4 protein-coding genes and 1 riboswitch are annotated in these 14,080 nt (G+C 44.7%); all 4 genes read left to right on the top strand.

Features of this window, described 5'->3' with window-relative positions:
* The 4 genes from NSQ36_RS02015 (at position 1) to NSQ36_RS02030 (ending at position 14,072) form a co-directional block, all read left to right on the top strand.
* The gene (locus NSQ36_RS02015; RefSeq protein WP_226804639.1) at positions 1-1,092 is read left to right on the top strand and encodes an ABC transporter ATP-binding protein; all 1,092 of its coding nucleotides are present in this window, start codon (positions 1-3) and stop codon (positions 1,090-1,092) included.
* Entirely contained in the window at positions 1,092-1,961 is an 870-nt protein-coding gene (locus tag NSQ36_RS02020) for an ABC transporter permease (protein ID WP_251191147.1), read from the top strand. Before NSQ36_RS02015 ends, NSQ36_RS02020 begins: the two co-directional genes overlap by 1 nt.
* Positions 1,954-2,757, top strand: a complete 804-nt coding sequence (locus NSQ36_RS02025) for an ABC transporter permease (protein WP_003214190.1) — start codon at positions 1,954-1,956, stop codon at positions 2,755-2,757. The genes NSQ36_RS02020 and NSQ36_RS02025 overlap by 8 nt, the downstream gene beginning before the upstream one ends.
* Before the next feature lie 370 nt (positions 2,758-3,127).
* Positions 3,128-3,220: riboswitch (cyclic di-GMP riboswitch) on the top strand.
* 145 nt (positions 3,221-3,365) lie between these two features.
* Entirely contained in the window at positions 3,366-14,072 is a 10,707-nt protein-coding gene (locus tag NSQ36_RS02030; protein ID WP_339206602.1) for an amino acid adenylation domain-containing protein, read from the top strand.
* Positions 14,073-14,080: the final 8 nt, after the last annotated feature.

Genomic DNA, 14,080 nt, shown 5'->3' on the forward strand with positions numbered 1-14,080 from the left:
ATGAGTGGAATCCATTTAGAACATATTAGCCAGCATTTCGGCGAGCAGATTGCTCTTAACGATGTCAGTCTTACGGTGAATGAGGGAGAGTTTTTCTCCCTTCTTGGTCCTAGTGGCTGCGGGAAATCAACGTTATTAAACATCATTGGCGGTTTTTTAGAGCCAACAAAAGGTGTCGTCTATATTGGTGATCAGAATGTGACGAATTTACCGCCTTATCAAAGAAAAACGGGTATGGTTTTTCAAAGCTATGCACTCTTTCCGCATCTGACCGTATTTGATAATGTGGCGTATGGGTTAAAGGTTCAAAAGAAAAAGAAGGCAGAAATTAAAGAGAAGGTAATGGAGAGTTTGTCTCTTGTGCAATTAGAAGCGTTTGCGAAACGTATGCCGCATCAATTAAGTGGTGGACAGCAGCAGCGGGTAGCGATTGCAAGGGCGCTTGCGATTCAGCCATCTGTTCTTCTTCTTGATGAACCGCTCAGCAACCTAGATGCAAAACTAAGAAAAAATATGCAGACAGAGCTTCGAAATATTCAAAGGAATGTCGGAATTACCACCATTCTCGTGACCCATGATCAAGAGGAAGCATTAAGTCTTTCTGATCGGGTTGGGATTTTAGGAGAGGGGAAAATCCAGCAGATTGGGACGCCTTTAGAGGTGTACCGCCAGCCGAACAATCGATTTGTTGCTGAATTTATCGGACAAGTGAACCTATTTGAGGCGGTCTATGATGAAGCGAAAGCTGCATTTATCGTTCCTCATTTAATCCAGTCAAACGGGCAGGAAGTTCAATTAAAGGCAGCGGCACACCAAGAGAAGAAGGAGAAGCATTTACTCATGCTCCGTCCGGAAAGAATCAACATATCTTCTGAGCGGGAAGACATTCAGTCCAACCATGTATCAGGTGTGCTGACTGATGTCAGTTATATTGGTCACTCATTACGTTTGGTGGTGGGGCTCGATAGCGGTGAAATGATTGTTCATGCTTCTGATGCAGCATTTCCAGAGCTGCCGAAAGTTGGAGAAGCTATTCATATCAATTGGCAGCCTGAAGATATCGTTTTCCTAGATTCGAAGGTGCATACGTGATGCGTATCAAGAAAAAGAATCAGCGATTTCATTGGTTCATGCTGCTGCCAGCGTGTTTGTTTCTTGTTGTATTTCTTCTAGCGCCGCTTGTGATGATGTTCGTCCTCAGTTTTCGTGATGTGAATTCAATGATGAACACATTACAAACGTATAGCTTTTCTCAATATATTCATGTGTTCACGACAGATGCGTATGTGAAGGCGATTGGAAGTACAGTGTGGGTAGCCTTGCAGACAACGGTGATTTGTTTATTGATGGCATACCCTGCAGCATACGTGCTCGTCAAGGCACCTCATCCGCGTCTGCGGGCATTTTTCTATATCTTACTTGTCTCGCCGCTTTTGACAAGCGTTGTGATTCGGACATTTGCATGGATTGTCCTTCTTTCACAAAATGGTCTGATCAATGGCATGTTATTAGATTTACATGTGATTGAGAAGCCGCTCTCTATGCTGTGGAATATGAATGCGGTGATTATTGCTTATGTCCAGGTCATGCTGCCTTTTGCAGTGCTGCCTATTGCGACGAGCTTAACTGATATTGACCGTCATTTACGATCGGCTTCTATGAGTCTAGGAGCTGGACGAATTCGAACCTTCTTTCATGTGACCTTTCCATTGACCATTCCAGGGATGGTGACTGGGGCTATTATTGTCTTTTCGCTGGCGGCTGGGAGCTATATCACTCCGCTCTTAGTCGGCGGAAGAATGCAGCCGCTGCTACCGCTGTCTATTTATCAGCAGGTCATGCAGGTGTATAACTTGCCTCTTGCTGCAGCGATGTCCTTTACGTTATTGGTTTGTGTGCTTGTGGTGGTCAGTTTATTAAGCTATCTATTGAAGCGCTGGGAGGCGAGGATGCATGCGTAAAAAATCATTAGGTGATCGCTTGCTTTCCATCCTGATTTGGACTGCTGGGTCATTGGTTTATCTCTTTTTGACCATACCTGTTCTTGTCATTGTCCTATCTGCTTTTAGTCCAAATGCCTTTCCTGAATTTCCGCCGACTTCGTTCTCTGTTCGTTGGTTTCAAGAGGTCGTGTCGAATCCAGAATGGATGGAGTCTCTGCGTATCAGTGTGATTTTGCTATTCATCGTAACGCCTCTCACGGTTCTTTTAGGCACGATGGCTTCGTATGCTTTAGCAAGGCTTTCCTTTAAGGGAAAAGAGGCGATTCAAGCCTTCATTTTGTCACCTCTTATGATTCCTCAAGTAGTGTTAGGGATTGCCATGCTCTATTTGTTTACGGCTATGGGGTTTACGGGATCTTTGTGGGCGCTTGTCATAGGTCATGTCATCATTGGCTTTCCCTATGTGGTTCGAACAGTAGGTGTCAGTGTCTCGAATTTGGATCCGCGGCTTGAGCTAGCTTCAATGAATCTTGGCGCAGGACCCATTCGCACATTCTTTCGAGTGACGCTGCCTTTGATAAAGCCAGGAATTATTGCAGGTGGGGTATTTTCTGCCGTGACGTCATTTGGGGAAATATCGATCAGTTTGTTCGTTTCCTCTCCCCAAACGATTACGATTCCCGTCAGGACGTTTAATTACATTGAGCAAACCTTTGATCCGAGTGTCAATGCGATATCTGTCATATTTATTATCATTTCTATCATTGCGTTGCTCATTATTGAAAAAACAATTGGCCTGTCTAAGGTGATGTAAATATAATGAAGAAACAAGGGAGCTGTCATTTGAAATGGCAGCTCTTTTTGTGTTGTTTTTACGGTAATTATTTTCAATTTTTTAGGGAATATAGTTCTTAAGATTTAAGAAATTGTGGAGGGTGGAAGGAGACCTCTATCCTACATTTTCGGTCATATTTGCAAAATTTAAGGGAAAACATGAAATTTTTGCGGTATTTAGTCGATTCTTTTCGGTTGAACGCAACTATTATTAGTTATTTTCGGTAAATATCGTAAATTATTATGTGATTCATTCGGCATAACGCATGAATCTTTACACCCATTTTTCGGTGAAAAAAACAATAATTTCATATACAGTGGACGTAATATAGAAAATATTTAAAAAGAAAAGAAGAAAAAGGCAAATCTATGGAAACGTAGAGACGCAAAGCCATGTCCTAAGGTAAATGTTGCTTTTTTACTAAGGTCGCCAGGTTACCGAATCAAAATGGGAGTCCCTCCGTTTTATTCGGGGTGGGCTTCTTTCCGTATTCTGTCTATTTTAATGAAATAGACTTGGTTCTTTTGATATAGAGGGTGCTGGGTGTCACATTGGTGGAAAAAACATAGAAGAGGCGGAGGATGAAAATGAATACAGTTTATTACCCCTTAACACATGCGCAAAAGCGAGTATTCTACACGGAAAGATTTTATCCAGGTACAAGTATTTCTAATTTGGGTGGATTCGCCAGATTGAGATCGGTATCAGGTTTAGATCCATCTTTGGTCGTTGACGTGCTTCAAGCGTACATTCGCCAAACTGACTCCCTTCGGTTGAGGCTGGTGTATCGACATGAGCAGGAGGAGCCTGTTCAATATATCAAGCCTTATGAAGAACAGCCGATTCGCATGGAAAAGGGCTGGAGTGAAGAAAAAGTGAGGGCTTGGGCGAATGAGCAAATCCGTGAGCCGATGCCGTTGATTGACAGTCCCTTGATTGAATTTACGGTCTTTCAAATCAGTGATCAAGAGTGCTGGCTGTTTTGTAAAGCACATCATATTGTGGCGGATGGCATCTCCATTATCTTAATGGGAAATCGCATCATCGACTTATACCAGGACATGCTGCAGGGGGTAGACATCTCACCGGTTGAGGAGATTTCCTTCGTTGACCACATCATGAGTGAGCAAAGCTATGAAACTTCTAAACGATTTCAAAAAGACCAAGCTTTTTGGAATGAGCAATTTGCCAATATTCCAGATTTCGCTTCATTAAAACCGCATAAGGGATACGAGATGAGTTTACATGCGGAGCGATTTTCAGGGGATATTCCAGATTCTTTGAAGGAGAAACTTCGTGCGTTTTGTGAGGAGCAGAAAGTCAGTATGCTCTCGATGTTTATGTCCACTGTTTATGTATATTTACATCGTTTTAGCGGCATGGGGGATGTTGTTCTTGGAACCTTTATGGGCAACCGAACAAACGCCAAAGAAAAAAAGATGATTGGTATGTTTGTTTCCACGATTCCGATGCGTGCATCTGTTCAGGGGTCGCAAACATTTCTTGATTTCGTCAAACAGGTCATGGCGGATCAAATGAAGATCTTGCGTCACCAAAAGTACCCTTACAATCTTCTTATGAATGATTTGCGAGAAAGAGAAGGGTTTACAGGACGCCTTTTTGATATTTCTTTAGAATACCAGGTCATGCAGTGGCAGAAAAAAGAGAATCTGTCTTTCATTACTGAACCGATCTTTAGCGGGAGCGGAATGAATGATATTTCCATTCATGTAAAGGACCGCTGGGATACTGATACATTGACCATTGATTTGGACTACCGTACAGATGTATTCACCGAAGAAGAAATCAGTAAGATGTTTGATCGATTCTTAATCATACTAGAAGCGGCAGTCTCCCAGCCTGACCAGCTGATCGGGAAACTCCCTTTACTTCCACCAGATGAACAAAAGGAACTGCTTCAATTATCTGAGAGAAAACCTTTTGAAAAGCCAGCTGAAAAGCCGGTTCACCATCTGTTTGATGAGACAGCCAATAAGTATGCAAAGCGAACAGCTGTTGTAGCAGAAAATGGAGCATTTACTTATGGAGAACTGTTTCAAAAGGCAGAAAAGCTGGCGCGTTTTTTACAAATGAAAGGTGTCTCGCGTGATGTGCCTGTTGCTGTCTTAATGGATCGGAAGGCAGAGGCTATGGTGTCGATCTTCGGCATATTAAAGGCTGGCGGGGCGTATGTACCGATTGATCCGGCATTACCTGAGGAGCGTATTCAATATATTGTGGAGGATTCTGGTGCTTCCATTGTGTTAACAGAGGAATCGTTCGTTTCAACATACCGTGCCCTCTCGGAAAAAATGGTCGTGCAGCAGCAAATCGCATTAGATGATGAACTGTTGCCTCAGCTTGTAGATCAGTCGGTACCAGAGGATTTGGCTTATATGATTTATACATCGGGGACGACTGGAAAGCCGAAGGGCGTCATGATTGAGCATCTTCAGCTACATCATTTGGTTCATGCCTTGCATCATGAAATTTATGAAGAGGCGAGTGAGCTTCAAATGGCGCTTCTTGCACCATTCCATTTTGATGCATCGGTGAAACAAATTTTTGCTGCGCTATTATTTGGGCATACGCTTCATATCATCCCGCGAGAATCAACGAGAAATGGTGTTCAATTAGCGGCTTATTATAAAAAACATCAAATTGAGGCAGCGGACGGAACACCGGCGCATGTGCAGCTTTTACTTGCAACGGAATTAGATGGGCTGTCCTTGAGGCATATGTTAGTTGGGGGAGAAGCATTGCCTGCGAAAGCAGCATATTCTCTTATCGAAGCGGTTCGGATGAGTGAGCCTGATTTTACTTTGTGGAATGTGTATGGTCCGACTGAGACGTGTGTCGATGCGGCGGTTCATCGCCTAGAACTAAGTGAGCTGCGCGAATCCTCTGAACAGCAGCGTTATGTGTCAATCGGAAAGCCGCTCGGTCATCACCGTCTTTACATTTTAAATGACCATGATCAATTACAGGTACAGGGGGCTGCTGGAGAACTGTGCGTTGCAGGGATAGGTGTTGGACGAGGCTATGTGAATCAGCCTGAATTGACGGAGAAAGTATTTACGGCAGATCCATTTTCTCCAGGTGAGCGGATGTATCGAACAGGGGATCTAGTCAGATGGCTTCCGGATGGCACAATTGATTATCTTGGCAGAATGGATGATCAAGTGAAAATAAGGGGTTACCGCATAGAAACAGGCGAAATTGAAGCAGTGATGGAGCAGGTAGATGGAGTGGATCAAGCTGTCGTACTTGTTGTCGAAGAAGCGGACGGGGAAAAGGCGTTAAGTGCTTACTATCAAGCTCGTCATGAAAATGTGTCAGTTGACATACTTCAAGCCGCTATCAAACATCAGCTACCAGCTTACATGATGCCGCTCTATTTCAAAGAGCTCGATGCATTTCCACTCACAGTCAGCGGCAAAGTGGATCGTCGTGCACTTGCTGCCTTAAAAGGTGATAAAGCCGTTCAAGCTGTTTATGCTGCGCCTAGAAACGGTCTCGAAACGAAGCTTGTACGTTTGTGGGAAGAAATTCTTGGTCAAGAGAAGATTGGTATATATGATTCCTTCTTCGAACGAGGGGGGCATTCACTGAAAGCAATGACTGTACTCACACATGTGCAGCGAGATTTTCAGGTGGAGGTGCCGCTGTCCGTTTTATTTGAACAGCAGACCATTGCCGCTTTGGCTGACTACATTGAGCAAGCGGAAACATCTTCTGAAACGGTGATACCTAAAGCACCTGCCTTAGACCATTACCCATTGTCACCTCCACAGCAGCGCGTTTATATGGTGAGTCAATTAGAGCAAAGCACTGCATATCATATGCCAGCTGTTGTGAGGTTAAAAGGAACGCTGCATCAAGAGAAGCTGACGGAAGCCTTTGAAAAACTCATCACACGTCATGATATGCTGCGTACGTCTTTTCATACGTTGAAAGGTGTTCCGCGTCAACGGGTAGCTCCATCCGTGCCTTTTCAAATAGAGCAGCTAACAGGCGGTACGATGGAAGAAAATATGCATCAATTTGTCAGACCCTTTGACCTTGGGTGTGCACCACTTCTTCGCATTGGCCTGAAGTCATTAGATGATCAGGAGCACCTGCTCTTTTTCGATATGCATCACCTGATTTCAGATGGTCTTTCGATTGATTTGATGCTGCGTGAGCTGTCAGATGCTTACGAGGGATCGGTCAAAGACCCATTGAAGCTTCAATATCAGGACTATGCTGTTTGGCAAGAACAACAAGATTTTCAAAAAGAAGAAGCATTCTGGCTGCAGGAATTTTCGGGTGATCTTCCTGCTTTACAGCTGCTGACCGATTATCAGCGCCCAGCGGTCCAGTCGTTTGCAGGGGATCGTGTGATCAAAGAAATCAATGAAACGTTAAAGCGGCAATTACAGGAGCTAGCGGCAAAACACCATACGACACTGTATACGGTTCTGCTTTCTGCTTACTATACATTGCTTGCGAAGTACACGGGTCAAAAGGAATTCGTGGTTGGAACACCGGCGGCGGGGCGTGTGCATGCAGACTTGGATGACATGATTGGCATGTTTGTCCAGACACTTGCTTTGCGGTCCGAGGTTGATCCGAATGGAACCATGTCGCAGTTGATCGAGCAAGTGAAGGAAAAGACGATGCATGCATTTGAGCATCAGCAATATCCATTTGAACGACTGCTTGAAAAACTGAATGTGCCAAGGGATTTTAGCCGTCATCCATTATTCGATACCGTTTTTACACTCATGCCAGATCATGAATCAGCCCAGCATATAGGAGAAATGCAAGTTGAAATCGAAGAAACCAATTTCCATATTGCAAAGTTCGATTTAACGCTGCAAGCGATGGAGTCAGATCAAGGGTTATCCTTTGTCCTCGATTACAGTACGGCGCTATTTAAACGAAGTACAGCCGAGCAGATGCTTCATCATTATATGTATTTGCTGAAGCAGATGGTTCAAGCGCCGGAGGAGGCGATTCGATCTTATCGATTACTCTCTGAACAAGAAGCAGAAGCTCAACTGAATCTGTGGAATCCGTTACCGACGCCTTATCCGTCAGAAGAAACCATTGTGACGCAGTTTGAAGCACAGGTGCAGGCGCACGGTCATAAGTCTGCCCTCCAATGTGAAGGTGTGATTCTTTCTTACCAAGAACTAAATGACCGTGTGAATCAGCTGGCTCATTATTTACGTGAACATGGGTTTGAAAGAGGGATGAAAGCAGCCTTATTCTTTGAACGGTCTAATGAGATGGTACTCTCTGTTCTAGCTGTACTTAAGGCGGGCGGCGTCTATGTACCAATTGATCCTGATTTCCCTGATGAACGCGTGAAGCACTTTTTAACAGACAGCGGTGCGCAATTCTTACTGACACATCAAGTGCTGCGCCATCGTTCGGTGCTTGCTTCTTTCGAGGGAACCATCATCGAAACAGAAGATCGTGGAATTGTTCAGCAATCAGACAGCAATATAGACATTCGGGTATTGCCAGAGGATTTGGCGAATTTGACCTATACATCTGGTACAACTGGAAAACCTAAAGGAAATATGGTGACACACCGAAACATTTTGAGAACAGTGAAGCAATCAAATTATCTTGCCATTCATCATGAAGACACGGTGATGAGCCTATCAAACTATGTATTTGATGCTTTTATGTTCGATGTGTTTGGTGCTTTATTAAACGGTGCGAAACTGATTGTTCTGCCAAAGGATCATATCTTAAACATGAATGAGCTTTCTGGAGCGATTGAGAAGGAGAAAGTCAGTATTTTAATGATCACGACAGCTCTTTTTCACTTACTTATCGATATGAAAAAAGACAGCCTAAAGAACGTCAGAAAAGTTCTATTTGGCGGAGAACGTGCTTCCGTACCTCATGTCATGACTGCACTTGAAACGGTAGGGGAAGGCAAGCTTGTTCATATGTACGGTCCTTCTGAAAGTACGATTTTCACTACGTATTATCCAGTGAATCACATTGAGGAGCAGGCGTTATCCATTCCAATCGGAAAGCCAGTGAGTCAAACGGCTGTTTATATTGTAGATGAATTTGGACAGCTGCAACCGCCAGGTGTAGCAGGAGAGCTATGTGTCGCTGGTGATGGACTGGTAAAAGGATATTATGGGCAGCCAAAACTCACAAGTGAAAAATTCGTGGAAAATCCTTTCCGCCCTGGTGAGGTCATGTATAAAACGGGTGATCTTGCCCGCTGGCTGTCAAATGGAGAGATTGAATTCATTGGACGAATCGATCATCAAGTGAAGATTCGTGGTCAGCGTATTGAACTTGGAGAAATTGAGCATCAGCTGCTGCGCCATCCGCAATTAAAGGAAGCCGTCGTCATTGCAGCCCCAAATGACACATTATGTGCATATTTTACAGCCGAAGGATCCGTCTCATTAACTGATTTGCGCGAGCAAGCAGGACGTGAACTGCCTGTGTATATGATGCCGTCATTCTTCATGCAATTAGACGAGTTTCCGTTGACGAATAACGGCAAGGTAGATAGGCGGGCGTTGCCGGTGCCTGACCTAAGTGAGCAGGGGATAAATGAGTATTTCCCTCCTCAAACCGAAACAGAGCATCACGTAGCGCGCATTTGGGAGGAAGTTCTTGAAGTGCCGCGAATCGGCAGGAACGATCATTTCTTTGAATGCGGCGGCCATTCGCTACGCGGCATGAAAATGCTGAACAAGCTGTATGAAGAGATGCATGTGGAGCTCACTTTGAAGTCTTTATTTGAATCACCAACATTAGAGGCGTTTGCCTTGGCGGTTGATCAAGCGGATCAAACGGAGATCAAGCGAGTGGAGATCGCAGAAGAAGCGGCCTATTATCCAGTGACATCTGCTCAGAAAAGACTGTTTGTATTGGAGAAAATGACCGATGCGGAGCAAAGCTATCATATGCCGGCTGCTTTAAAGCTAGAAGGTGCTTTTGATGAAAAACGATTTAAAAAAGCGATTGAACAGCTTGTCCATCGTCATGAAGCATTCCGAACGAGCTTTGATTTTGTTGAGAATGAACCTGTTCAACGGATTGAACCAAACATCTCCGTAGACATTGAGACAATCGAAGGGAACGGAAGAGACATACAGGAATTGATGACTGATTTTATCCGTCCTTTTGATATAGAAAAGGCGCCTCTACTCAGAGTAGGTCTAGTTTCTGCTTCCGTAAATGTCCATTATTTACTGATTGATATGCATCATATCATTTCAGATGGTGCATCTGTGGGCATTTTAATTGAAGAGCTTTCAGCCTTGTATCGAGGAGACAAGCTAGAGGAATTACCTGTTCAATATAAGGATTATGCGGTTTGGTCAAAAAGCGAGACGTTTGCTGCACAAAAAAGAGCTGAAGAGGCGTTTTGGCTGGAGCAATTAGAAGGAGAACTGCCTGTACTGGCACTCCCAGAAGATTTGCCAAGACCAAAAGTGCAAACATTCGCAGGAGATCGTGTCTCATTTACAATCAATGGGCCGCTTAAAGCGAAATTGGATGAGCTGGTCAGAGCACTCAACAGTACGACGTATACAGTGCTGCTCACTTGCTACAGTACCCTTTTAAGCAAGCTTTCGAGACAAGAAGATATCATCATCGGTTCGCCGATTGTAGGCAGAACTCATCCTGATATTCAATCTGTCATTGGTATGTTTGTGAACACGCTGGCACTTAGAACAAAGCCAGCAGGACATCTGACAGCCGCAGAATTTGCGTCAAATGTTCATCAGCTTGTGTTAGAGGCAAATGAGCATCAGTTGTATCCATTTGAAGAATTGGTAGACCGAGTACAAGCGGTTCGAGACACTAGCCGTCATCCAATCTTTGATGTGGTGTTCTCGATGGAAAATGCGGATATCCGTAATTTAACGATGGATGGACTTCATATTGTTCCGGAGCCATTCGAAGAGAATATCGCCAAATTTGATTTGACCTTAACTGGAAACGAATCGGCTGATCACATTGAGCTTGTGTTCGATTTTAATTCTTCTATCTTTCAACAGTCGTCGATTGAAAAGTGGAAGGAGTTTTTCCTTCATTTATTGGAACAAATGGTATCAGCGCCAGATCAATCGCTAGATCAAATGCAGCTATTATCATCGAAGCAGCAGCAAAAAATGCTCAACGAATGGTCAGGTCCTGTCCTAGACGTACCGTCAGATCAAACGGTTCATGAACTGATCGAGGCTAAGGCATTTGAAGCACCTCATCAAAAAGCGGCGACCTTCTGCGGAACGAGCTGGACGTATGAAGAGCTGAACAATCGGGCGAATAGAGTCGCTTCAAGACTTATCTCAAGGGGCATAAAACGAGGAGATCGTGTCGGTATTCTGACTCGCCCATCGCTTGATATGACGGCAGCCGTCCTTGGCGTCCTCAAGACAGGTGCGACATTCGTTCCAATTGATGCGGATTATCCGGATCAGCGTATTGCCTACATGCTGGAAGACTGCGGGGCAGAGGTTCTTCTCATGCAAAAAGGATTAACTGCACCAACTTCCTTTGCAGGTCATGTCCTGTTGATAGAAGATGCCGTAGAAGGCGAAGCACAAGAAATTCAGGTTCATGTCAAACCAACAGATCTCGCCTATATGATTTACACATCGGGAACGACAGGACAGCCGAAGGGTGTCATGGTCGAGCACCATTCTCTTGTGAATCTTGCGTTCTGGCACAATGATGCCTTTCAAGTGACAAATGCGGATCGAACCGCCAAATATGCCGGCTTTGGCTTTGATGCCTCTATTTGGGAAATGTTCCCGACATGGATTGCCGGCGCAGAGCTGCACATCATTGATGAAGCGATTCGTCTCGATATGATCAAGCTCAATGCGTATTTCAATGACGAAAATATCACCATTGCATTCCTGCCAACTCAGCTATGCGAGCAGTTTATGTCGATGGACAATCACTCCTTGCGTTACTTACTAACAGGAGGAGACAAGCTGAAACAGGTAAAACCAGTTCCATATCAACTCGTGAATAACTACGGTCCGACAGAAAACACCGTCGTGGCGACAAGCGGGATCATCGATCCAGATCAAGGCACGCTTCCGATCGGAACAGCGATTGCCAATACCCGTTTTTACATTATGGGTTCGTTATATGACCTCTCGCCGCCAGGCGTACCGGGTGAGCTTGTGATCGCAGGAAAAGGACTGGCAAGAGGGTACTGGAATCTTCCGGAGGAAACAGAGAAAAGCTTTGTCCCAGATCCATTTTATCCAGGTGAGCGTATGTACCTGACAGGCGACTTAGTGAAATGGACAGAGGATGGCGAGCTAATCTATCTCGGCAGAAAAGACCATCAGGTCAACATCCGCGGCTTCCGAATTGAGCTGTCAGAAATTGAGGCGCAGCTCCTTGCGCTGGCAGAAGTCAAAGAAGCAGTTGTGACAACGGTCAAAGATGCCAGTGAACAGGATGCCCTTGCCGCTTACGTCATCACAGATGAAGAAACGACCGACCTAAAAGAAAGTCTAAAACGAACGTTGCCAGACTATGTGGTGCCTTCATGGATCATCAAGCTAGACCAACTGCCGATGACGGCAAATGGCAAAGTCGATCTGAAAGCATTGCCAGCACCTGATATGGAAGCGAACCAAACAGCATACGAAGCCCCAAGAGACGAAGTGGAAACACTTCTATGCGGCATTTGGAAAGACGTGCTTGGCGTCAGCCAAGTCGGCATTCACGATCACTTCTTCTTCCTTGGCGGAGATTCGATTAAAGGCATTCAAATGGCAAGCAGGCTCACACAAGCGGGCTGGAAGCTTGATATGAAGCTATTATTCCAGTATCCAACGATTGCGGAGCTGCGCCCATATATCGAAGAAGCTGATCAACTGACAGCCGACCAATCACCTGTCGAAGGAGAAGTTATTTTCACACCGATTCAGCGCTGGTTCTTCGAACGAAACTTTACGAGTCAGCACCATTGGAACCAATCAGTTATGCTCCAAGCTCCAAATGGCTTGGATGAAACCATCGTTCAGCAAGTGTTGGAGCAGCTCATGATCCATCATGATGCCTTGCGAATGGTGTATCCGCTTGAAGAAGGACGCGTAATCCAGCGTCATCGAAAAATCGAAGAAAATTTGGTGGCTGTTGATGTGGTAGAAGTACAAGGGGAACTGTCGCAGCAAATCCAGCAGGTAGAAAACCTGGCAAATGAAGTGCAGGCGAGTATATCGCTAGCGGAAGGACCTTTAGTAAAGCCAGCCATTTTCCGAACGGATCAAGGGGATCATTTACTGCTCGCTGTACATCATCTTGTCATCGATGGTGTGTCATGGCGTATTTTCCTTGAAGATTTTATGGCTCTTTATGAACAGTCGAAGCGCGGGGAAATCCTGACACTTCCTGAAAAAACACACTCTTTCCAAGAATATGCCCAGAAGCTGACGGAATACGCGATGTCAGATGAGTTGCTGTCGGAAAGAGCTTATTGGAAAAAGGTACTTGCGCATTCTGTTACACCGCTTCAAAAGGATCATGTGACGGAGGATCAGCGGATGCTTCATACACAGACAATCCGTTTTACATTGTCTGAGGAGGAAACGCGCAGTCTGCTGACAGATGTACATGAAGCATATCAAACAGACATCAATGATATTTTGCTGACAGCACTCGGATTGTCCATGAAAGAGTGGACTGGTGAAGACAGACACTTTATTCATCTTGAAGGACACGGAAGAGAGAACATTCTCCCTGCGGTCAATGTATCACGGACGATTGGCTGGTTTACAAGTATGTATCCTGTGTTACTGGATATGTCGCATGCAGACGATCTTTCTTATCAGATCAAGCATTTAAAAGAGGAACTCAGGCACATTCCGAACAAGGGAGTCGGCTATGGCATATTAAAATATTTAACCCCTGACAAGATGAAGGACGATATCTCATTTGAGCTCGCGCCACATATCAGCTTTAACTATCTTGGTCAGTTTGATGAACAGATCAGCGGTGAGTTAAGCCGCTCAACGTGGCATCCAGGACAATCGCTGAGTCCTGAATCAGAGAAACCTCATGCAATTGATATTGTTGGTTTCGTCGAACAAGCCATGCTCCATGTGACGATTTCTTATCATCATCTTGAATTTGAAGAACGTACGATGGAACAATTCAAGGACCTTCTTGAAAAGAATGTGAAGGCGCTGATCTCACATTGCGTATCACAGGAGGAAACCCAGATGACACCTAGTGATGTAGGGGATGAAGATCTCACGATGGATGAACTTGAAAAGCTAATGGATATATTTTAAGCAAACGA

Source organism: Bacillus sp. FSL W8-1143 (assembly GCF_037965155.1).
Classification (GTDB): domain Bacteria; phylum Bacillota; class Bacilli; order Bacillales; family Bacillaceae; genus Bacillus; species Bacillus pumilus.